The 21586-nt window shown below is 66.3% G+C and carries 16 protein-coding genes and 1 pseudogene; 8 read left to right on the top strand and 9 right to left on the bottom strand.

The genetic code is table 11. The features are described 5' to 3' along the window. Positions 1-204: 204 nt before the first annotated feature. Positions 205-522 (bottom strand): DUF1476 domain-containing protein, encoded by a 318-nt coding sequence (locus tag DBR10_RS16540; RefSeq protein ID WP_108504882.1) that lies wholly within the window; start codon positions 520-522, stop codon positions 205-207. Positions 523-918: 396 nt separating this feature from the next. Here DBR10_RS16540 and purC point away from each other — a divergent pair, with 396 nt between their 5' ends. Then, positions 919-1677: a phosphoribosylaminoimidazolesuccinocarboxamide synthase gene (gene purC, locus DBR10_RS16545; protein ID WP_108490627.1), complete on the top strand. Its 759-nt coding sequence runs from the start codon at positions 919-921 to the stop codon at positions 1675-1677. 121 nt (positions 1678-1798) lie between these two features. Then, positions 1799-2038 (top strand): phosphoribosylformylglycinamidine synthase subunit PurS, encoded by a 240-nt coding sequence (gene purS, locus DBR10_RS16550; protein WP_108490626.1) that lies wholly within the window; start codon positions 1799-1801, stop codon positions 2036-2038. A 14-nt stretch (positions 2039-2052) separates the two neighbouring features. Here purS and DBR10_RS16555 read toward each other — a convergent pair whose 3' ends face one another. Continuing rightward, complete coding sequence (locus tag DBR10_RS16555) at positions 2053-2679, bottom strand: TetR/AcrR family transcriptional regulator (protein WP_108556521.1); 627 nt, start codon at positions 2677-2679, stop codon at positions 2053-2055. A gap of 87 nt (positions 2680-2766) precedes the next feature. On the opposite strand from DBR10_RS16555, the gene DBR10_RS16560 reads away from it, so the two are divergent. From DBR10_RS16560 to purQ, 4 genes and pseudogenes are all read left to right on the top strand, one after another. Continuing rightward, positions 2767-4041 carry a cytochrome P450 gene (locus DBR10_RS16560; protein WP_108504881.1) on the top strand — a complete coding sequence of 425 codons (1275 nt, stop codon included), beginning with the start codon at positions 2767-2769 and terminating at the stop codon, positions 4039-4041. Positions 4042-4048: 7 nt separating this feature from the next. Beyond that, positions 4049-4225, top strand: coding sequence for a rubredoxin (locus tag DBR10_RS16565; protein ID WP_108504880.1), 177 nt, complete (start codon positions 4049-4051; stop codon positions 4223-4225). Between the two features lie 69 nt (positions 4226-4294). Then, positions 4295-4378 (top strand): annotated as a pseudogene (locus tag DBR10_RS20250) (hypothetical protein); the annotation flags it as partial. A 285-nt stretch (positions 4379-4663) separates the two neighbouring features. After that, complete coding sequence (gene purQ, locus DBR10_RS16570) at positions 4664-5326, top strand: phosphoribosylformylglycinamidine synthase subunit PurQ (RefSeq protein ID WP_108504879.1); 663 nt, start codon at positions 4664-4666, stop codon at positions 5324-5326. Between the two features lie 44 nt (positions 5327-5370). Here purQ and DBR10_RS16575 read toward each other — a convergent pair whose 3' ends face one another. The 5 genes from DBR10_RS16575 to DBR10_RS16595 form a co-directional block, all read right to left on the bottom strand. Then, positions 5371-7698, bottom strand: a complete 2328-nt coding sequence (locus DBR10_RS16575) for a methyl-accepting chemotaxis protein (protein ID WP_108504878.1) — start codon at positions 7696-7698, stop codon at positions 5371-5373. 188 nt (positions 7699-7886) lie between these two features. Continuing rightward, complete coding sequence (locus DBR10_RS16580; RefSeq protein WP_108504877.1) at positions 7887-10253, bottom strand: glucan 1,4-alpha-glucosidase; 2367 nt, start codon at positions 10251-10253, stop codon at positions 7887-7889. A 32-nt stretch (positions 10254-10285) separates the two neighbouring features. After that, complete coding sequence (locus tag DBR10_RS16585; protein ID WP_108504876.1) at positions 10286-11227, bottom strand: alpha/beta hydrolase; 942 nt, start codon at positions 11225-11227, stop codon at positions 10286-10288. After that, positions 11227-12762 carry an MFS transporter gene (locus DBR10_RS16590; protein WP_108504875.1) on the bottom strand — a complete coding sequence of 512 codons (1536 nt, stop codon included), beginning with the start codon at positions 12760-12762 and terminating at the stop codon, positions 11227-11229. The genes DBR10_RS16585 and DBR10_RS16590 overlap by 1 nt, the downstream gene beginning before the upstream one ends. Positions 12763-13044: 282 nt before the next feature. Beyond that, entirely contained in the window at positions 13045-15087 is a 2043-nt protein-coding gene (locus DBR10_RS16595; protein ID WP_108504874.1) for a glycoside hydrolase family 97 protein, read from the bottom strand. A gap of 113 nt (positions 15088-15200) precedes the next feature. Here DBR10_RS16595 and DBR10_RS16600 point away from each other — a divergent pair, with 113 nt between their 5' ends. Then, complete coding sequence (locus DBR10_RS16600) at positions 15201-16214, top strand: LacI family DNA-binding transcriptional regulator (protein WP_108504873.1); 1014 nt, start codon at positions 15201-15203, stop codon at positions 16212-16214. 169 nt (positions 16215-16383) lie between these two features. Here the strand turns inward: DBR10_RS16600 and DBR10_RS16605 are convergent, their stop codons facing one another. Both DBR10_RS16605 and DBR10_RS16610 read right to left on the bottom strand, forming a co-directional pair. Continuing rightward, the gene (locus tag DBR10_RS16605) at positions 16384-18027 is read right to left on the bottom strand and encodes an alpha-amylase family glycosyl hydrolase (protein WP_108504872.1); all 1644 of its coding nucleotides are present in this window, start codon (positions 18025-18027) and stop codon (positions 16384-16386) included. Next, positions 18003-19817, bottom strand: a complete 1815-nt coding sequence (locus DBR10_RS16610) for an alpha-amylase family glycosyl hydrolase (protein ID WP_108504871.1) — start codon at positions 19815-19817, stop codon at positions 18003-18005. Before DBR10_RS16610 ends, DBR10_RS16605 begins: the two co-directional genes overlap by 25 nt. Positions 19818-20127: 310 nt before the next feature. On the opposite strand from DBR10_RS16610, the gene DBR10_RS20255 reads away from it, so the two are divergent. Further along, the coding region (locus tag DBR10_RS20255; protein ID WP_442861125.1) for a TonB-dependent receptor plug domain-containing protein at positions 20128-21586 on the top strand (1459 nt) is incomplete at its 3' end.

Consider the following 21586-nt stretch of genomic DNA (forward strand, 5'->3'; position numbering starts at 1 on the left):
GCGGACAACTCGCCCCCTCCGGATGCTGCGCATCCTCCTCCCCAGGAGGGGGAAGATGCCCTCATCTGCCCCCTCCTGGGGCGGACGACCGGCGAAGCCGGTCAGGTGGGGGCAAGTGGTGAGGTGTCGCCAGACGCGGTGAGGCCACGAAAAAGGGGCCGCCCCGCAGGACAGCCCCCTGATCGTCAGGTCCTGATCGCGGGATCAGGCGCCGGTCTTGATCTGCTCGCGGGCCTGGGCCAGCAGCTCGTCCATCTTCATGCGAACCTCGCCCTCGGACACGGCCACGCCGGAGCCCTTGAGGTCGCCGAAAACCTTGCGCAGCACGTCTTCGTCACCCGGCTGTTCGAAGTCGGACTTCACGACGGCCCGCGCATAGTCGTCGGCGGTCGCCAGGCCCATCAGGCCGGCAGCCCACTCGCCCAGCAGGCGGTTGCGGCGTGCGGTGGCCTTGAACTCAAGGTCATTGTCCAGCACGAACTTGCGCTCAAAACCCTGCTCGCGATCATCAAAGGTGGTCATAAAGGCCCCAAAATCGTCCTGGGCCCACCTGCCGCTACGGAAAGCCTCCGCAGGCGACAAACAGGCTCTATCTCAAACATTTAGTCGCAGCGACCGCCCGGACGGGAAACCCGTTCTGTGCGGCTGCGCGCTCAAGGCGGCTGCATATCCCGTGACGCGTCGCCCCGCAATCAGCGGATGGGTGCCAGCCGCGGGTTTCCGCATTCGCCCGCCTACCGAACCCGACCTCACGTTTGCGCGCAAGCCCTCATTCAGGTAGGTTCCATGCGACATTTTCAACGAGCGGCCTTGAGTCGAACGCCGCGCGCAGCTATCCGCCGCGCGCGCTTTTCGTTTCTCCGGACCTTCCCGGATCAGGGGGGCGCTCGGCATCCATGAAGGGCCTCGACGAGAGCCATGACCACCCGGCGCAAGAAGATCTACGAAGGCAAGGCCAAGATCCTGTACGAGGGTCCCGAGCCCGGCACCCTGATCCAGTACTTCAAGGACGACGCCACGGCCTTTAACGCCCAGAAAAAGGCGGTTCTTGAAGGCAAGGGCGTGATCAACAACCGCATCAGCGAGTACATCATGACTCGCCTGACCGGGATCGGCGTGCAGAACCACTTCATCCGCCGCCTGAACCTGCGCGAGCAGCTGATCAAGGAAGTCGAGATCGTTCCGCTGGAAGTCGTGGTCCGCAACATCGCGGCCGGCTCGATCGCCACGCGCCTGGGCCTGACGGAAGGCCAGCCCTTGCCCCGCTCGATCATCGAATTCTACTACAAGGACGACAAGCTCGGCGACCCGATGGTCTCCGAGGAGCACATCACCGCGTTCAACTGGGCTGCGACCCAGGAGATCGACGACATGATGGCCACGGCCCTGCGGGTGAACGACTATCTGTCGGGCCTGTTCAGCGGCGTCGGCATCACCCTGGTCGACTTCAAGATCGAGTTCGGCCGCATCTATGAGGGCGATTTCTCGCGCATCATCCTGGCCGACGAGATCAGCCCGGACAGCTGCCGCCTGTGGGACTCGATCACCAACGAGAAGATGGACAAGGACCGCTTCCGTCGGGATCTGGGCAATGTCATCGAGAGCTATGCCGAAGTGGCCCGCCGCCTCGGCATCATGAAGGAAATGCCCACCGTCATTCAGGGCGGCGTGCACTAGTCAGTGATCCTCCCCCTGACGGGGGAGGTGTCGCCGCAGGCGACGGAGGGGGAAGCCCTTGGCACCGTGGGCGGTCAGCGCTCACCGCTTCGGCGTCCCCCGCCCCCGTGAGGAGAAGAAGTTGAAAGCCAAGGTCCAAGTGTTCCTCAAGCCCGGCGTCCTCGACGTTCAGGGCAAGGCCGTCGAAGCCGCCCTGCACGGGCTGGGCTGGGCCGATGTTGCCAATGTCCGCGTGGGCCGGACCATCGAGTTCGACGTGACCGAAACCGACGCCGAAAAGGCCAGGGCCGAGGTCAAGTCGATGTGCGACAAGCTGCTGGCCAATACCGTGATCGAAAGCTACGCGATCACCGTTGACTAAAACGACCGGCGACCTCAGGCGGCGAAACTGCCTCTGAGGGTCGCCAGGCTGGTCTCGCGGATCGGCTCCAGATCGAGGTCCGGATCAACCAGCTTCTGGGTGCTGAGCCCCAGCAGCAGCGCCCCGACCATGATCGCCGCCGCATCGGCATTGAAGCCCGGGCGGATCACCCCCTCGGCCTGGCCGCGCAGGAACAGGGCCTCCAGCTTCAGCTCGACATCCTTGTGGGCGGCCGCAAACGGGCCGCGCAGCTCCGAAATCTCGGCTACGGCCCCGGCCATCATCATGAAATAGGCCCGCATCTCGCCGTCCTCGGCCAGGTTGCGCAGATAGATGTCCACAAAGCCCAGGATCGCCTCGAGCCCGTTGGCGGTCTCGAGCTGCCGGTCATCGAGCAGATGCTGCAGCCGCGCCTGCAGCCGGCCGATCAGGGCCTCGATCAGGCCCTGCTTGGAGCCGAACTTCTGGGTCGCCAGCCCCCGGCTGTAGCCCGCCCTCGCCCCGATGTTCTCGAAGGTCGCCGCCGCCATGCCGCGCTCGACGATCAGCTCGGCCGCAGCGCGCAGCAGTTCGCTTTCGGACTGCTGCCGGCGGTCGGACTGGCTTCGGCGAACGGCAGGAACCTTAAGGGCGGATGTCATCTTGCGCACGCTATATATTTGTTGAACAACTAGCAAATAACAAAGGCGGCCGCAGAGCTGCCCCCGGAGGATGCCAGGAGCGCCAGCATGACCATCGCCGTCGATCTCGCCAACACCATCGTCGACCCCAAGGCCTATGCCGACGGCGACCGCATCGATCGGGCCTTTGCCCAGCTGCGGCGCGAAAGCCCGCTGGAGGTGGCCCAGCCGGACGGCATCGACCCGTTCTGGGTGGTGACCCGCCACGCCGACATCCTCGAGGTCGAACGCCAGAACGAGCTGTTCCACAACGGCGACCGCGCGACGATCGTCACCACCATCGAGGCCGACAAGAAGGTCCGCGAGATGATGGGCGGCTCGCCGCACCTGGTCCGCTCCCTGGTCCAGATGGACAATCCCGACCACTTTTCCTATCGCCGCATCACCCAGGGCGCGCTGCTGCCGCAGAACCTGCGGGCCCTGGAAGCCCGGATCCGCGAGATCGCCCGCGGCTTCGTCGACCGCATGGCCGAACAGGGCGACCGCTGCGACTTCGCCCGCGACGTCGCCTTCCTCTACCCCCTTCACGTGATCATGGAAGTCCTGGGCGTGCCCGAGGCCGACGAGCCCCGGATGCTGAAACTGACCCAGGAACTGTTCGGCAATGCCGATCCGGACCTGAACCGCGACGGCAAGGTCGTCACCGACGTCAGCGCCGGCATCGACAGCCTGCAGTCGGTGATCATGGACTTCATGATGTACTTCAACGCCATGACCGAGGACCGCCGGGCCAATCCGCGCGAGGACCTGGCCAGCATCATCGCCAACGGCAAGATCAATGGTGAGCCGATGGGGCATCTGGAGGCGATGAGCTACTACATCATCGCCGCCACCGCCGGCCACGATACCACCTCCTCGACCACGGCCGGCGCGCTGTGGGCCCTGGCCGAGAACCCCGACCAGTTCGCCCGGGTCAAGGCCGACCCCGCGCTGATCCCGGGTCTCGTTGAGGAATCGATCCGCTGGGTCACGCCGGTGAAACACTTCATGCGCACCGCCACGGCCGATGCCGAACTGGCCGGCCGCAAGATCGCCAAGGGCGACTGGCTGATGCTGTCCTATCCGTCCGGCAACCGCGACGAGGCGGTGTTCGACGACCCGTTCAGCTTCCGGATCGACCGCACGCCCAACAAGCACGTCGCCTTCGGCTACGGGGCCCACATCTGCCTTGGCCAGCATCTGGCCCGGATGGAGATGCGGGTGCTCTGGGAGGAGCTGTTCGCCCGCCTCGACAGCGTCGAGCTGGACGGCCAGCCCACCCGGATGACCGCCAACTTCGTCTGCGGCCCCAAGTCGGTGCCGATCCGCTTCAAGATGAAATGAGGCGACGATGAGCGAACCCTTCAAGGTCTGGCAGTGCCGAACCTGCGGCTACATCTATGACGAGGCCGAAGGTGATCCGGGCGAAGGCCTGGCCCCGGGCACCCGCTGGGCCGACATCCCGGCGGGCTGGATCTGCCCCCTGTGCGGCACGCCGAAGTCGGACTTCGACATGATCGAGCTGTGAGGGGCGGCCAAAGGGGATGGGAAGGCGGCGATACAATCATCGTCATCCCGCGCTTTATGCGCGGGACCCATGGTTAAGCTTCCACGTGAGAGATCCACGCCGTACCGCACCTGCGACAGACGAATGGGTCCCGCGCATAAAGCGCGGGATGACGGATTGTTTGTTTTAGAAACCGAACTTCCAAACGTCCAACCAGGCTCGCAAGCCGCCTCTAACCTCCCCCTTTGAAAGCCGCTCTCCCCGGCGAAAGCCGGGGTCCAGATCGAACCCCGAACGCCAGAAGCGCTCGGCCAGGCGCGTAGGCGCATCATCCCCAGAGGCTCAGGCTGAATCTGGGCCCCGGCTTTCGCCGGGGAGAGCGGGTTGGCGGGGGCGTCAGGCGTCTTTTACCGCCCCGACCGCTGACATCCTGCCCGAACGCTGCTAAGAGCCCGCGCCATGAAAGCCGCTGTCATCGTCTTCCCGGGGTCCAACTGCGACCGCGATTGTAAGGTCGCCATCGAGCGCTCGGCCGGAGCCCGCGTCGAGATGGTCTGGCACCAGGAAACGGCCCTGCCGGATGACCTCGACCTGGTCGTCCTGCCCGGCGGCTTCTCCTACGGCGACTATCTGCGCTGCGGCGCGATGGCGGCCCAGAGCCCGGTCATGAAAGAGGTCGTCAAGGCCGCCCATGACGGCATGGCCGTGGTCGGCATCTGCAACGGCTTCCAGGTGCTGTGTGAGGCGGGCCTGCTGCCCGGCGCCCTGCTGCGCAACGAGAAGCTGAAATACATCTGCAAGCCGGTCGAGCTGGACATCGTCAACAGCCAGACCCGCTTCACCGCCGAGTTCGGCGAGCAGCGCGAGGCGGTGATGACCGTCGGCAACGGCGAGGGCAACTTCTTCGCCGACGAAGAGACGCTGGACCGCCTCGAGGGCGAGGGCCAGGTCGTGTTCCGCTACAAGAACAATCCCAACGGCTCGGCCCGCGACATCGCCGGCATCATCAATGCCAAGGGCAATGTTCTGGGCCTGATGCCCCACCCCGATCGCGCCTTCGACGCCGATCTGGGCTCAGAAGACGGCGCGATCCTGTTCCGCAGCGTGTTCGCCACCGCCTGATCGGTCAGGCGCTCAGCCCGGCGAGACCGGGCCAAGGGGCGGCTTCAGAATTCTTCCCAGTCGCCGGGCCGTGAGGACGGCTCGACCTTCAGCGCCGTATTGCCCGCGACATAGCGCTGGCGGAACGACTCGCGGGTTGGCGCCACCGCCGGACGCGGGGCGTCCCGGGTCCGAAGGCTCTGGACCTCGGCCCCGACCTTGAAGCGGCTGACCAGACGTTCCAGCTCAGCGGCCTCGCTGGACAGGGCATGGCTGGCCGCCGTCGACTGCTCGACCATGGCGGCGTTCTGCTGGGTGACCTGGTCCATCTGATTGACAGCCTGGTTGACCTCGGCCAGGCCCACGGCCTGCTCCTTGGACGAGGCGGCGATCTCGCCGACCAGGTCGTTGATCTCGGCCACCTGCCCGAGAATCTGGTCAAGGGTTTCCCCGGTTTCGCCGACCAGCCGCACGCCGCGACCGACCTGGTCGGTCGAGGTGCGGATCAGGGTCTTGATCTGCTTGGCCGCATCGGCCGATCGCTGGGCCAGGGCCCGGACTTCCTGGGCGACGACGGCGAAGCCGCGCCCGGCCTCGCCGGCCCGCGCGGCTTCAACGCCGGCGTTGAGGGCCAGCAGGTTGGTCTGGAAGGCGATCTCGTCGATGACGCCGATGATCTGGGTGATTTCCTGCGACGAGCGCTCGATGCCGCCCATGGCCTCGACCGCTTCCTTGACCACGACGCCGCTGCGCTGGGCATTGGTCTTGGCGCTCTCGGTCACCTGACGGGCCCGTTCGGCCCCTTCCGAGCTGCGACGGACCGTGGCGGTGATCTGGTCGAGGGCTGCGGCGGTCTGTTCCAGGCCGGCGGCACCGCGCTCGGTGCGCTGGGCCAGATCGTCCGAGGCCTTGCTGATCTCGGCACAGCCGGCGCGAATGCTGCGGGCGGCATTGAGGATGCCCGACATGGTCGCCTGCAGGCTCTCGACGGCCGCGTTGAAGTCGCTGGGCATCTTGCGGGCATCGGCCGCGAACTGGTCTTCGCGCATCCGCCAGATCAGGTCGCCGTCGGCGAGCTTTTCCATGCCCTCGCCCAGGGCCGAGACGGCGCGGGCCTGGGCCTGGGCAAAGGCGGCGGCTTCCTGTTCGTGACGCAGGCGCTCGGCTTCGGCCACGGCGCGCTCGGATTCCTGTTCGGCCCGGCGGCGCTGGCCATCGGCGAGATCATGCCGGAAGCCGTCGAGCGCGCGGGCAATGGCCCCGATCTCGTCGCCGCCGGCCGTGCCGGGAACGGCCTGGTCATAGCGGCCGGCGCTGAGCGTGGCGACCGAGCGGGTCAGGCCGGCCAGCGGGGCCTTGACGAGCGTGGCGCTGGCGAAGAACAGGGCCGCCAGCACGGCCACCGTGATCAACAGGCCGCCGATGAACAGGATCCGGGCCAGACGGTCGGCCGGACCGGTAATGGCCGCCACCGGCACATCCATGACCAGGGCCCAGGTCGTGTTGAGTTCCGGCATGGCGATCGGCCGCACGATGCGCAGCATGGCGACATCCCCGGCCTCGATCCCCTTGATCTGGACTGCGGCACCACCGCCGAGCACGGCCTTGACCTGGTCGGCCCCGGCATCGCCATAGGGCTTCATGCGCAGGGCGGCATCGGGGTGCGCGACCCACTGGCCGTTGGACGACAGCAGCATCACGCGGCCGCCTTCCAGCGGATGCAGCGCGCCGAGGGCCTTCGAAAGATTGTCCAGCGACATGTCGAGACCGGCGGCCCCGATCAGCCGGTTGCCGGACATCACCGGCATGGCGACCGAAGACATCGCGACTTCCGTACCCGCGATGGTGTCGAGATAGGGCTCGGTCAGGACCGGCTTCTGGTCGCGGACGGTGTCGGTATAGTAGGTTTCGTTGAAGTCGGACCCGTCAGCCTGCAGCTCCAGAGCCGGCGCGCCGTTCTGATTGACCCAGTAGACCGAGAAGCGGCCGTCCTTGTTGGAGGCCATGGTCGCGTTGCCGACGAACTCGGCGTCCTTGCCGTCCAGCGCATTGGGCTCGGCCATGAACCAGGCCCCCATGACGCTGTCGGTCGCCAGGGCGTTCGACTTGACGATGGCCATGTACTTGTCGCGCCCGACCAGTCCCGCCTCGTGGGCCGAGGCGAGCGAGCCGCGCATGGCCCGGGTGGCCGAGGCCGCCTGGTTGATGTCGGAGCGCACCTTCTCGATGGCATCGTCGGCAACGGCACCGGCATACTGGTTCGTGAGGCCCGAGACGATGCTGCCCGTGTGCGACGAGACGGCTATGGCGGCGGCGATCAGCAGGAGCCCGATGGCCAGCCCCGCGACCAGGATCAGTTTCCAGGCGATCGTCAGGCGGCGGAAAGCAGACATCCAGGCAGTCTCCGGGCGCGAAGTGAAGTGTAACAAGGTTCACCAGACAAACCTGAAGACCTCGTTAACCATGGCGCAGGTTTCGACGGCTGCGACACTTGCCAGAGACTTTAAAGGCATAGCCGATCGGCCGCAGCCTGGGCCGGACGAACAGCCATGCGGCCATTCGTCCCACAGGCCAGAGCGGCTCAGCGTGCGAAGCGGGCCCTCACCGGCGCATAGCTGTCCCACACCGCGCCGTCGCTGACCGAGCGCAGCAGCTTGACGTATTCGGCATGCGACCAGGCCAGGGGTGTCGCCGAGTCGGTGCCCTCGCCGCGGACATAGCCGTGGGCCGGAGCGGTGCCGACACCATCCCAGACCTGTTCGGGGATCAGCAGGCCGTCATTGGCAAACAGTTCCATGCCCTTGACGTACTGGGCGCGGACCCGGTCGATCGCCGCCTTGTCCGGCGCGCCGTTCAGGCCGGCCAGGGCCAGCTCGTAATGGCCACGCTCGCCGGTGAAGATCGGCCACACCCGGCCGCGTCCACCGCGCGGCAGCGGATCGATCTCGCCATAATTGGCCCCGGTCTTGGTGTCCTCGCCATAGCCGTCGACCCCGTAGCGTCGCCAGCCGGCATAGCTGCCCTCCACGCCCGGGAAGGTGAAGCTGTAGCGGACGCGATAGAGGTCCTCGACGGCCTCGTCGTCCAGTTCCGGCAGGGTGGCCAGGACGGCCGGATCATCGGCCCGGCGCACGCCGTAGCGGACCAGCTCCAGGAAGCCGCCGTCCAGCATCTTGTCCTCGGCGACCGTGTCCTGGCCGTTGCGCGACTCGACCGGGCTCTTGTTCTCGGCGTCCTGGTCGCTGTTGAGGCGCAGATAGTAGCGGCCGTCGCCCAGCGAGCCCTTGGTGGTGACCATCAGGCGCTCGACCTTCGACGAGTAGTCATCGGCCGTCTTGCGATAGCGGGCGGCCGAGGCCGTGTCGCCGGACAGTTCGGCGATGTCACCGGCCACGACGAGACCGGCGATCACCGCCGCCGTGGTCGAGGGCGAGTAGCCGCCCTGCTCTTCCCAGCGTTCCTGCTGGGTGAAGGGCGGAACGATGGTGGCGCTGTTCCAGCCGAGGCCCACCTTGCCGCCGTCGACCAGGAAGTCGGCGGCCGGCTTGATCATCCGGGCGTAGTAGGCCTTCAGCTCGGCCTCCGGCAGCCAGCCCTGCTTCCAGAGTTTCCAGCCCAGCATGATCGGCATCGCGGTCTGGTCCAGCTGGACCCCGACCCATTCAGGTGTGCCGTCCACTTCCGACTTCTGCAGGAACCAGCCCCCGGCCCCGGTATTGCCCTTGGTCTTGCGGCCCACCTGTACGGTCGGCAGATAGTGGAAGGCCGCCAGCGGAGTCTGGATGTCGCCCAGGGCCGCCAGGGCCATGGCGCACTGGTAGAAGTCACGCGGCCAGACGGCCTTGTAGCCGGTCGAGGGCTTGGAAGCGTCGACCGTGTCGCCCCACGGGTTCGACAGCGAGGCGATCAGGGCCCCGGCATAGGTGCGGTCTTCCTGCACCTTCAGCATCAGGGCGCTGGCCTGGACCAGCTTGCCGCCGTCCATGGCCGCGTCGCGCAGGCGCGGCAGCTGGCTCAGCGAGGCCAGATAGTCCTCCCAGCCCACGCGCGCGCCTTCGCCGTTATAGCGGGCCAGGACCTCGGCATAGCCCGTCTTTAGCGTGCCGTCGGCGGCCGCAGCGCTGTCGGCGGCGGTCTTGCCGAAGCCGATGGCATAGTCGACCGATACCGACTGCGCGGTCGCGGGCAACTGGCCGGTCAGCATGATCGTGCCGCGCGCCTTGCCGGTCGAGGCATAGAGCTTGTCGAGCTTGCCGTCCTTCAGGTCGGTGAGGCCGTCCGAGGCCCCGAGGAACCCGGCGCTGGCCGCGACGAAGGGCCTGGAGCCCTTCAGCGTCAGGAACGTGTTGCCCTCATTGGCGGTCAGGGCCGTCTTGCTGGCCGCGCCGGCATCACCGGCCCCGGTATTGGCCATGTGCGGTTCCAGCAGCAGATAGGGCGTCACCGACCCCTTCAGCGCCGTCACTGTGACCCGCACCATCAGGCTTTGGCGGTCAGGATCGGTGAAGATCCGCTTCTCGATGACGAAGCGGCCCTGCTTGTCGGTGGTGGTGATCTTGTAGGCCGGCGACAGCGGCCGGCCGGCGGCGTCGACGTGCAGATATTCGGTCTTGGCCGTGGTGTCGGCCCCCTCGACCGCCAGGCCGGTCGCGGTCTGGACCGCAAAGCGCATCTGCTTGATCTGGGCCTGGTGGATCAGGCCGTACATGGTTTCGGTCAGCACGCCGTCGGCGACCGAGAACCAGACCTTGGAGACCACGCCGGTCGCGCCGCCGTCCTTGTACGCCCCGTCGGTATAGGCCTCATAGGATGCGCCGACGCCGGTCTTGGCGGCATAGGCCCAGGTCGACCGGGCTCCGGGCGCACCGGGCGCGGTCTGGGCGGCGGCGGAGCCGGCCACGGCGAAGACGGCCGTCGAGGCCAGGGCAAGAAGCTTCAAGGTACGCATGGGGTCGATCTCCCGAAGGGGCGGACGGCGGCTCAGGCCCCCGCCGGGGCGGCGGGGTTGAGCAGGAATTTCAGTGGGATGGTCAGGCGGCGGTTCCACGACGGCTCGTTATGGTCCGCACCGGGGAAGGCCAGGCTCTCGAACTCCCGGCCCTTGCGATAGCCCTTGGCGGCAAAGATCGCGTCCACCCGGGCCTGGTACGGCGCATAGTTGGAATCGAGGTTCTGGTCGCCGTGGTCGAAATAGAAGCGGGTGCGCGGCGGTGACGGCAGGGCCTTGTCCAGATAGGCGGTGATGCCGGCCAGGACGTCAGAGCGCCACTGGTCGCGCGACACGCCGGAGCCTTCGCCGCTGCCCAGCGGCCAGTGGGTGGAGACACAGCCGACCGCGCCATAGACCTCGGGATAGTTCAGCCCGCCATAGAGCGAGATCAGCCCGCCCATGCTCGAGCCCATCAGGGTCGTGTGCTCGCGTCCCGGCAGGGTGCGATAGGTCTGGTCGATGAAGGGCTTCAGCTCCTCGACGAGGAACTTCAGATAACCGTCCGATTCCAGCGGTCCACGGGCCTGGGCCTTCAGCACCGAGCGGGTCGGCTCAGGCACGGCCTCGACCAGGGCTGCGGGGCCGTATTCGATATAGCGCTTGGCGGTGTTCCAGACCCCGACCACCAGGGTCTGCGGCACCTGGCCCTTGGCGATCAGGTCGGACAGCACCTCGTCGACGCCCCATTCGCCGAACGGCGCGCCGTCCGGATCGAACAGGTTCTGGCCGTCGTGCATGTAGAGCACGGCATGCGGCGCGCTGCCGGTGTCATAGCCCGGCGGCAGCCAGACCGTGACCCGCCGCGGATCGACATGGGCGGACTTGAAGACCGGATACTCGACGACCCGGCCGACCGACACCGCGCGGGCCCGGGCCGTGCCGGCCGTCAGCACCGCGGTGGCGGCGGTGGCGAGAAAGAGACGGCGATCCATCACTCGGCCTTTCCTGCGCTACGACGGGCCGGATCCTCGGGGTCACTGACCGCAAACACGCTGATCGCGGCGATGAAGAAGGCCCCTGCCCCCAGCACCAGCGCAAAAATCGCCTGACCGCCGAAGAAGGTCTTCAGCAGCAGGCCCAGCACGGTGGCGGCCAGCAGCTGCGGGATGACGATGAAGAAGTTGAAGATGCCCATGTAGACGCCCATCTTCCGCGCCGGCAGGGCCCCGGACAGGATCGAATAGGGCACCGACAGGATCGAGCTCCAGGCAAAGCCGACGCCGATCATCGAGACCCAAAGCAGGGTCGGATCCTTGATGAACGGGAACGACAGCAGGCCCAGCCCGCCGAGCGTCAGGTTGATCGCATGGCTGGCCCGGCGGCCGACGACCCTGGCGATCTGCGGGATCAACAGGGCGGCCAGGGCGGCGACGCCGTTATAGACGGCAAACAGCACGCCCACCCAGTCAGCCCCGGCATTGTAGGCGGCCGAGGTGGCGTCGGTGGAATGATAGTGGAAGGCGGCCACGGCAGGGGTCGTGTAGATCCACATGGCGAACAGGCCAAACCACGAGAAGAACTGGACCACCGCCAGCTGCTTCATGGTCGAGGGCATGGCGAAGAGGTCCTCGACCACCTCCATGAAGCCGTTGCCGGTGCGGCCGGCGCGCTTGAGCATCGCTGCGACGAGCTGGCAGACGCCGAAGCCGCCGATCATCGCCGCCAGGACATAGAGTTCCTTTTCCAGCTTCAGGGACACGATCAGGACAGCGGCCAGCACGCCGGTGGCGGCAAAGGCCACGCCCCAGCTCTGCAGAACCGAGACCGGCCGGTCTGGCTGAACCACGGGAGCCACGTCCGGCCCGAGGGCCGCCAGCCGGGCCGCTTCAAAGCCCTCGACCTGTTCGGGGCTGTATTCGCGGGTGGTGAACACCGTCCACATCACCGCCAGCAGCAGGCCGGCGGCGCCGGTATAGAAGGCGATCCGCACCGCGTCGGGCACGACGCCCGGCGCGGCGGTATTGGCGACATGGAACCAGTTGGTCAGCATCCACGGCAGGGCCGAGGCCAGCACGGCACCGACCCCGATGAAGAAGGTCTGCATGCCGTAGCCGGTGGTCCGCTGCTCTTCGGGCAGGTTGTCGCCGACAAAGGCGCGGAACGGCTCCATGGTGATGTTGATCGAGGCGTCCATGATCCACAGCGCGGCGGCGGCGATCCACAGCACCGGCGCATTGGGCATGATCACCAGGGCCAGGCTGGTCAGGATGGCGCCCCAGAAGAAATAGGGCCTGCGGCGACCCAGCCGCCCCCAGGTCTTGTCGCTGAGATAGCCGATGATCGGCTGGACCAGCAGGCCGGTGGCCGGGGCCGCGATCCACAGGATCGCCAGGTCGTTCACATCGACGCCCAGGGTCTGGAAGATGCGGCTGGTATTGGCGTTCTGCAGGCCAAAGCCGATCTGGATTCCGAAGAATCCAAAGCACATGTTCCAGATCTGGAAGAAATTCAGCCGGGCCTTGGTCATCCGCTTCCCCCAATCGCCCGTCGGTTGGCCCGACGATGCGCAAGTTTTTTCATAAGCCTTCAGAGGCGGCATTTGCGCACGTCGCCGGACACTGCGCAATCCGGATTTCCGGTATTCATAGGGATTTCAGAGCCGATTGATCACGACTTTCAGCGACCTTCACCCCTGAAGTGAATCGGCATCCCTCCAGGCGCGGACCCTGGATCCTACAGATTTGCATAAATTTGCAGGTATTTGCAGGACAGCCGCCTCCGGATCTGGCCGGAGGCGGCACACCCTGCCCTACTGCCGCGGCTTGCCCTTGCTGGCCGCCATGAAGCGGATGGCCTGACCGCCGCCGGGGGCCAGTCGCAAGGTCAGGACGTCGCTGCTTGTGACCTCGCGTTCCTCAATGACGATGTCCTGCGGGGCCGTCTTCCAGTCCGCCTTGTCGCCATCGCGGTAGATCTGGGCCTTGTAGCGGCGGCCGGGCTCGAGGAAGCCCAGCGGCGCCGTCAGGACCCGGCCCTCCTCGTCGCTGATCGCGCCCAGGTACCAGTCGTCGCTCTTGCGATCCTTGCGCACGATCGTGACGTAGTCGCCGATCTCGCCGTTCAGCACATGCGACTCGGACCAGTCGACGGGCACGTCCTCAATGAACTTGAACGGCTTGGGATTGGCCTCGTAGTTCTCCAGCAGGTCGGCGGCCATCTGGATCGGGCTGTAGAGGGTTACATACAGCGCCAGTTGCTTGGCCCAGGTGGTGGCCACGCCGTCGGGGGCCTTGGTCTTCATGCCGAAGATCCCCGGCGTGTAGTCCATCGGCCCGGCCAGCATGCGGGTGAAAATCAGGTTGGCTTCGTGCTCGGGTGGATTGCCGGGCTGGCCCCAGGCGCTGAACTCCATGCCGCGCGCCCCTTCCCGCGAGATCCAGTTGGGATAGGTGCGACGCAGGCCGGTGTCCTTGATCGGTTCATGGGCATTGATCGCCACCTGACGCTTGGCGGCCTCGGTCACGACCTTCAGGTGGTGCCGCGCCATGTCCTGGCCCTCGTGCCAGGCGTAGTGGATCTGGCCGTCGGTCCCCAGCACCTTGGCCTGGCCCGCATCGGCGACATAGCCGGTCTTCACCGCCGACATGCCGAGCGAATGATAGAGATCGAAGGCCGCGCCCATCTGGGTCTCATAGTGGGCGGCATTGCCCGAGGTCTCGTTGTGCCCGATCAGCGAGACGCCCTTGCTGCGGGCATAGTCGGTGACCTTCTTCAGGTCGAAATCGGGATAGGGCTTGGTGAAGTCGAAGTCCTGGCCGTTGCCGAACCAGTCGCCGTCCCAGCCCAGGTTCCAGCCCTCGACCAGCACCCCGCCCAGGCCGTGCTTGGCGGCGAAATCAATGTGCTTGATGGCGTTTTCCGTGGTCGCGCCGTGCTTCTCGCCGGAGGCCCAGGTCTTCTTGTCGAGGTGCATCTCCCACCAGACGCCGACATATTTCATCGGCTTGATCCAGGAGACGTCGCCCAGCGCGTTGGGCTCGTTGAGGTTCAGGACGAGGTTGGACTCGACCAGGCCCCCGGCCGTGTCGGCGATCTGCATCGTCCGCCACGGAGTCGGGAACGGCGCGGTGCGGATCACCTTGGGGCCGCCGATGCCCGGGGTCAGGTTGGCCTTGAAGCGCCGGCCCTCGACCCGGGTCAGGTTCATGCCCGAATAGTCGACCAGGGCCGCCTCATGGAAGGCGATGTGCAGGCCGTTGTCGGTGCGCACCGTCATCGGGGTCTGGGCGTCGCCGACCTCTTCGACGGGCGTGCGATGATAGAGATATTCCTCGCGGTTCCACTCGAAGGCCGGGATCCACCAGACGGTGGCCGGTTCGGCCAGCGAGAACTCGGTGAGTTCCTCGCCGATCTTGACCTCTTTCAGATGGGTCTGGTCGGGGAACTCGTAGCGAAAGCCCACGCCGTCGTCATAGACGCGGAACACCACGTCGAACCGGCGCTGCAGGCCGTTCTTCTCGGCCAGGGTGACGCGCAGTTCGTTGTAGCGATTGCGGATGAACCGGCGCTCGCCATAGGGCTGCTCCCAGGTCTCGTCGAAGCTGCGGGTCGCCTCGCCGGCCAGCACCAGATTGCGCTCCAGCTTGGGGGCGTCGACCAGGATGAAGCCCAGCCGCGACGGGGCGATCAACGGCTTGCCCAGCCGCGCCACGGTATAGCTGGGGCGACCGTCATTGTCGGTGGTGACCTCGACCGACAGCACCTTGTCAGGCGAGGCGATGGTCGCCGTCGGACCAGCCAGGGCGGGCGCGGCGACCAGCAGGAAGGCCGCGAGCGCTAGACGAAACAACATGGGGATACTCCGTTCGGTGCGACCGCGCCTGGACTTGCCAAGCGCTGCCGACGATGCCTTAAGGGGCTTATGAAAACTTTTGCGGCAAATTTTGCAGTCGGGATCGGGCGGTCGTGAGCAAGGGCGTTACCCGTCTGGAAGACCTGGCCAAGATGGCCGGGGTGTCGATCGCCACGGCCTCGCGGGCCCTGAACGACAGTCCGGCCGTCAACAAGCGCACCAAGCAGGCCATCTGGAAGCTGGCGCGCGAAATGGACTATCCGTTCCGCCGCTACATGCCGGCCGGTCCGATCGGGGCCGAGGCGACCATCGCGATCGTCGTGCCGCGTCCGCAGGGCCGTGAGGGCCGCCTGTCCGACCCGTTCTTCCTCGAACTGTTCGCCGGTGTCGGTGAAGCCGCCCGCGAGCGGGGCTGCGACGTTCTGGTCAGCCACATCGCCCCGGCCAATTTCGAAGACCTGTCGGTGGCCATGACCACCAGCCGCGCCGAGGGCGTGATCTTCCTGGGCCAGAGCTCGCTGCACGCCGCCTTCAACCGCCTGTCGGAAACCGAAGGCCGCTTCGTGGTCTGGGGCGCACAGCTGCCGGACCAGAACTACTGCTCGGTCGGCTCTGACAACCCGCAGGGCGGCCGCCGGGCGACGCTTCACCTGGCTCGGCTGGGTCGCAAGCGCATCGTGTTCCTGGGCGATACCGAAGCCCCAGAAGCCATGCAGCGGCACCGGGGCTATCTCGATGCCCTCGAGCACCAGAAGCTGGGGGTCGACCCGGATCTCATCGTTCCGGCGCACTTCGAGGTCGAGTCGGCCGAGGCCTCGATCGACTCGCTGATCCATCGCGGCGTGAGCTTTGACGGCGTCGTTGCCGCATCCGACCTGATCGCTCTCGGGGCCATCCGCGCCCTCAAGCATGCCGGCCTCAGCGTGCCGGGCGATGTCTCGGTAGTCGGCTTCGACAATGTCCCCTTCAGCCGCTACAGCAGCCCGGCCCTGAGCACGATTAGCCAGGACACCGCCAAGGCGGGCCGGCTGATGGTCTCCAAACTGCTGGACGCCAGCGGTGAAAAGGCCAGCCGCTCCGAGCGGGTGCCGACCGATCTGATCATCCGGGAGAGCTGCGGGGGCTAGCCCGCCGAAGACTCCACGCCCCCCGACGAGAGCCGGGGCCCAGATCGAACCGACGGACACGCTCGAGTCTGGCTGAGGCGGAAGGCGCATCATCCCAAAACGCTCAGGCTGAATCTGGACCCCGGCTTTCGCCGGGGAGAGCGGGTTTTGAGAGCCACCGGGATGACAACTAGATCTTCCGCGCCATCAGCCCGCCGCAGGGCGGCACCACGCCGTCGTCTGCCAGATTGACGCTTTCGGCGAGGGTCCAGCCGTCCGGCAGCGCCCAGGCCACGGCCTCGTGGCCGAGGTTGAAGGCAAACAGCAGCGCCTCGCTGCCCTCCCCGCGCTCAAAGATCAGCAGCGGCGTGTTGCTGTCGACGAAGGTCACGTCGCCGGTCCGCAGAACCGGGAACCGGCGGCGCAGGCCGATCAGGCGGCGCGCAACAAGCAGGGTCGAGGCCGGGTCGGCTTCCTGGGCATCCACCGCCAGCGGCAGATGGGCCGGATCGACCGGCAGCCAGGGCTCGACCGGCGAGAAACCGGCCTGGGGCGCGTTCGCCACCCACGGCATCGGGGTGCGGGCCCCGTCGCGACCCAGGGTCTGGGGCCAGTTGGCGATGGCCTCGGGATCCTGCAGCCGCTCGAACGGGACATTGGCCTGGGGCAGGCCCAGTTCCTCGCCCTGATAGACGAAGACATTGCCGCGCAGGGCCACCAGCAGCAGCAGGGCCATCTCGGCAAAGGCCTTGCGATCCCGGCCCTCGGCCCAGCGCGAGACGGCCCGCGGCGCATCGTGGTTGGAGAAGGTCCACGAGGGCCAACCCTCGCCGTCCGCCCCGGCCCACATGGCCTGGCCCTGGCGCACCATCTCGCCGGTCAGGTGCTCGGCATAGAGGTAGAGGAAGCCATAGGCGCTGTTGAGGCGGTCCTCGCCGGCCGTGAACAGCTTCATCTCGCGATCGGCATGATCGCCGCCGACCTCGGCCACCGAGAAGCGGCCACCATGGGCGTCCGTCAGGGCGCGGAGGCGGCTGAGGAATTTAGGGATGTCCGCATGGCTCTGGTTGTGGATCTTGTCCTGGAAGTCGAACGGCCGCGTCCGCTTGCCGCCGGGCGGCAGGGGCGGATTGTCGGTCAGGGCCGGGTCGTGCATCGAGAAGTTGATGGCATCGAAGCGGAAGCCCTCGACCCCGCGGTCGATCCAGAACCTGGCCGTAGCCAGAAGCGCATCCTGCACGGCCGGCGCATGCACGTTCAGCTGCGGCTGCGAGGCCAGGAAGTTGTGCATGTAGTACTGGCCGCGCCGGGCGTCCCAGGTCCAGGCCGGGCCGCCGAAAACCGACTGCCAGTTGCTGGGCGGTGAGCCGTCCGGCTTGGCATCGGCCCAGACATACCAGTCGGCATGGGGGTTGGTGCGATCCTGACGGCTGGCTTCGAACCAGGGATGCTCGTCCGATGTGTGGGAAAACACCTGGTCGATGATGACCTTGACCCCGAGCCCGTGAGCCTTGGCGATCAGCTGATCGAAGTCGGCCAGGGTGCCGAAGATCGGATCGACATCCAGATAGTCGGAGACGTCGTAGCCGAAGTCCTTCATCGGCGACTTGTAGAACGGCGACAGCCAGATGGCGTCGACGCCCAGGGACGCGATGTGCTCCAGCCGCGCGGTAATGCCCGGCAGGTCACCGACTCCGTCGCCGTTGGAGTCAGCAAAGCTGCGCGGATAGACCTGATAGATCACCGCACCGCGCCACCATTCGGACTCCGCCTGGGACTCCACAGCCGGACGTGAAAGAACCTTGACCGTCACTGTAGCCCCTCGGAAACGCAAATCATGTAATCCAGCGGGCCGATCTCGACCCGATAGCTACCGGGAGCCGACGCGGCCCCGGCGCAGGTCCCACGAATCGACCGCCAGGTGCCGGAGGTCGTTTCGACCTCCACCTGGGCCGCGATCGGCGTGAGCCCGGTATTGAAGACAACCAGATATTCGCGCTGCTCGCCGAGACGCGAAAAGGCCAGCAGGCCAGGACGCTCGCTCTGGGCCCGCACGACCTGCCGCCCCGAACGAAGCGCCGCGTTGGCTCCGCGGATCCGGGCCATGTCGGCAATGCTCCGGTAAAGGGGTCCGTCGGTACGATAGTGGTCGCCGTCCGGCGTCCCCTGGACCCCGATCAGCCGGTTGTCCCTATAGCGGGCAACCTGGCTGGCGAACATGTCTTCGCGGCTGTCGGCATAGTCGCCGTCGCCCGTGAAGCCCTGCTCGTCGCCGTAATAGATCGTCGGCACGCCGCGCGAGAACATCATCAGGGCGTGGCCGAGGGTCATGCGGCTGAGCAGCTCGCCGTCCGACAGGGCCGGATTGGCCTTGAGCAGGAAATAGCCGAAACGCCCCATGTCGTGATTGCCCAGGAAGGTGGGCAACTGCAGGGCCGCCGTCGCGCCGCCCTCATAGAGCACGTCACCGGCAAAAACCCGGGCCAGACGATCCGTCCCGGCCTTGCCGGCGATCATGTCGGTCACGGTCGACTGGAAGGCAAAGTCGAGCACGGCGGGAAAGCCGTCGACCTTGGTATGTCGGGCCAGGGTGGCGACATCGGTGTCGAACACCTCCCCAAAGATGTGGAAGTTCTCGATGCCCTTGGCCCGGGCGCGGGCCTGCATGGCCGGGATGAAGGCCTGCCAGAACTCGGGATTGACGTGGCGGGCGGTGTCGATGCGGTAGCCGTCGATGCCGAAGTCGTCGATCCACTGGCCGTAGATGTCGATGAAGCCCTGCACGACGCGCGGGTTCTCGGTGAAGAGGTCATCGAGTCCGGCGAAATCGCCCAGCAGCGAGCTTTCACCGGCAAAGGTGCTGTCCCCACGGTTGTGATAAAAGGTCGGGTCGTTCAGCCAGGCGGGCTTCTTGACCGTCTCTTCGCCCGCCGGAACATAGGGCGAGTAGCTGTGGTCGAAACGGGTCACACGGCCGAAATCCCGTCCATCGAAGGCCGGATTGATCGGCGCGCCGGACAGGCCGCCCCGGCGTGAATAGGGAAAGTCGGCCTTGGAGCGGTAGCCACAGTCATTGGCCGGGCATTCGCGGTAACGGATCACGTCGGCTGTGTGGTTGGCGACGATGTCCAGATAGACCTTCATCCCGCGTGCATGGGCCGAATCGACGAAGGTCTTGAACTCGGCACGCGTTCCAAAGTGCGGATCGACGTCGGTGAAGTCGGTGATCCAGTAGCCGTGATGGGCGGCCGACTCATGGCCCGGCGCGCCCTGCACCGCTTTGTTGCGGAAGATCGGGCCCACCCAGATCGCTGTTGCCCCCAGCCCCTGGATGTAGTCCAGCCGCTCGGTGAGGCCCTTCAGGTCACCGCCGTGATAGAATCCGGCGTGGGTCGGATCAAAGCCCGTCTCGAGCCGTCCGCCCTTGAGTCCCCCGCGATCATTGGTCGCGTCGCCGTTGGCGAACCGATCCGGCAGAACGAAGTAAATGACCTCGTCGCGGGCCTGGCGCAGCCGGAATGATGCGTCAGCCCCGTCAGCGAGGGCCTTGCCGCTCACTGCGGCCAGCACACCGAAGGCCGTCATGGCCATCAGCGCCCGCTTCCAGGAGACCCTGGCTGACATCGCTTCCCCCCTGCAGGTCGCCCGGCCCGATGACCCGGTCGCCACACTGCAATAATTTGCATAAATTTGCAGCCGCTTTCCCACGGCGTCAATCACGAAATCAGATCGATTCTCCGCCGACCCCTCGCAAACCCAACCCCTATATGGGGGAAATGGGCAACATACCCCCTGTCAGGACGCACTTTTCGACCCGTCAGGAATGTCTCGCGACATTTTCCTGTTGATTGCTGCGCATTAATTTGCAGTAATTTGCGTATCGGCTCCGATCGCAGCGTCAGAAACGCACAGAGCCGGACAGGGAGGGTGAGACATGGACTTCAGACTTCAACACCGCCGTGCGCGGTTGATGGGCGGCGCGGCGACCAGCCTCGCGCTCATGTTTGCCTCGGCCGGCATGGCCCAGGCCCAGGAAACGACGACCAAGCCGGCAGACGACAACACCGCCGTTGAGGAAATCGTCGTGACCGGCATTCGCGCCGGTATCGAAAACTCGATCGCCTTGAAAAAGACGTCGACCTCGATCGTCGAAGCCATCTCGGCTGAAGACATCGGCAAGCTGCCCGACACCTCGATCGCCGAGTCGCTGGCCCGCCTGCCCGGCCTGACCGCGCAGCGCCTTGACGGCCGCGCCCAGGTCATCTCGATCCGCGGCCTCGGCCCGGACTTCACGACGACCCTGCTGAACGGCCGCGAACAGGTTTCGACCGGCGACAACCGCGGCGTCGAGTTCGACCAGTATCCTTCGGAAATCCTGTCGGGCGTTGTGGTCTACAAGACCCCGGACGCTGGCCTGATCGGTCAGGGCCTCTCGGGCACCGCCGACCTGCAGACGATCCGTCCGCTGAAGTACGGCAAGCGCATCCTGTCGGCCAATGCTCGCTATGAAATGAACAGCGAGAAGAAGCTGAACCCGGACGCCAAGGACACGGGCCACCGCTTCAGCGCCACCTACGTCAACCAGTTCGCGGATGACACCGTGGGCGTCGCCCTGGCCGTGTCGGACATCTCGACCCCGACCCAGAGCCGCCGCTTCAACGCCTGGGGCTATCCGACCATCAACTCGGCCAATGATCGCGTGATCGGCGGCGCCAAGCCCTACGTGCAGTCCAACAACCTCGAGCGTTTCGGCGTCATCGGCGTTCTGGAATACAAGCCCAACGACAAGCTGACCTCGTCGCTGGACATGTACTATTCGGAGTTCGCCGAAGAGCAGATCCTGCGCGGCATCGAACTGCCCCTGCAGTGGTCGGCAGCTTCGCTGCAGCCTACCCGCACCACGGAAGCCGGCCTGATCACCAAGGGCACCTTCACGGGCGTCAAGGGCGTGATGCGGAACGACCTGAACACCCGCGACACCACCCTGAAATCGGCCGGCTGGAACCTGAACTACCTGACCGACAACGGCTGGTCGCTGACGACCGACCTGAGCTACTCCTCGGCCGATCGTACGGACGTGATCTTTGAATCCTATTCGGGCACCGGCCCGAACGGCGTCGGCGCAACCGACACCCTGGGCTTCACGACCACGCCGGGCGCCGGCACGGTGTTCAGCTCGAGCCTCGACTATACCGACCGCAACCTGTTCAAGCTGACCGACCCGCAGGGTTGGGGTGGCGGCGCCTCCGGCGGCGCTCTGACCCAGGCCGGCTTCTACAACACTCCGTCGATCACCGACGAACTCAAGGCCGCCCGGTTCACCGCCGAGCATGACCTGGACTTCGGCCCGATCAGCCACGTCGAGGTTGGCTTCAACACCAGCCGTCGCGAAA

The organism is Caulobacter sp. HMWF025 (genome assembly GCF_003060965.1).
Classification (GTDB): Bacteria; Pseudomonadota; Alphaproteobacteria; order Caulobacterales; family Caulobacteraceae; genus Caulobacter.

Bases quoted from the DNA above. Each gene is read 5' to 3' on its own strand.
- DBR10_RS16540 (WP_108504882.1), bottom strand. From the start codon at position 522: ATGACCACCTTTGATGATCGCGAGCAGGGTTTTGAGCGCAAGTTCGTG.
- purC (WP_108490627.1), top strand. From the start codon at position 919: ATGACCACCCGGCGCAAGAAGATCTACGAAGGCAAGGCCAAGATCCTG.
- DBR10_RS16555 (WP_108556521.1), bottom strand. From the start codon at position 2,679: ATGACATCCGCCCTTAAGGTTCCTGCCGTTCGCCGAAGCCAGTCCGAC.
- DBR10_RS16560 (WP_108504881.1), top strand. From the start codon at position 2,767: ATGACCATCGCCGTCGATCTCGCCAACACCATCGTCGACCCCAAGGCC.
- DBR10_RS16565 (WP_108504880.1), top strand. From the start codon at position 4,049: ATGAGCGAACCCTTCAAGGTCTGGCAGTGCCGAACCTGCGGCTACATC.
- purQ (WP_108504879.1), top strand. From the start codon at position 4,664: ATGAAAGCCGCTGTCATCGTCTTCCCGGGGTCCAACTGCGACCGCGAT.
- DBR10_RS16575 (WP_108504878.1), bottom strand. From the start codon at position 7,698: ATGTCTGCTTTCCGCCGCCTGACGATCGCCTGGAAACTGATCCTGGTC.
- DBR10_RS16580 (WP_108504877.1), bottom strand. From the start codon at position 10,253: ATGCGTACCTTGAAGCTTCTTGCCCTGGCCTCGACGGCCGTCTTCGCC.
- DBR10_RS16585 (WP_108504876.1), bottom strand. From the start codon at position 11,227: ATGGATCGCCGTCTCTTTCTCGCCACCGCCGCCACCGCGGTGCTGACG.
- DBR10_RS16590 (WP_108504875.1), bottom strand. From the start codon at position 12,762: ATGACCAAGGCCCGGCTGAATTTCTTCCAGATCTGGAACATGTGCTTT.
- DBR10_RS16595 (WP_108504874.1), bottom strand. From the start codon at position 15,087: ATGTTGTTTCGTCTAGCGCTCGCGGCCTTCCTGCTGGTCGCCGCGCCC.
- DBR10_RS16610 (WP_108504871.1), bottom strand. From the start codon at position 19,817: ATGTCAGCCAGGGTCTCCTGGAAGCGGGCGCTGATGGCCATGACGGCC.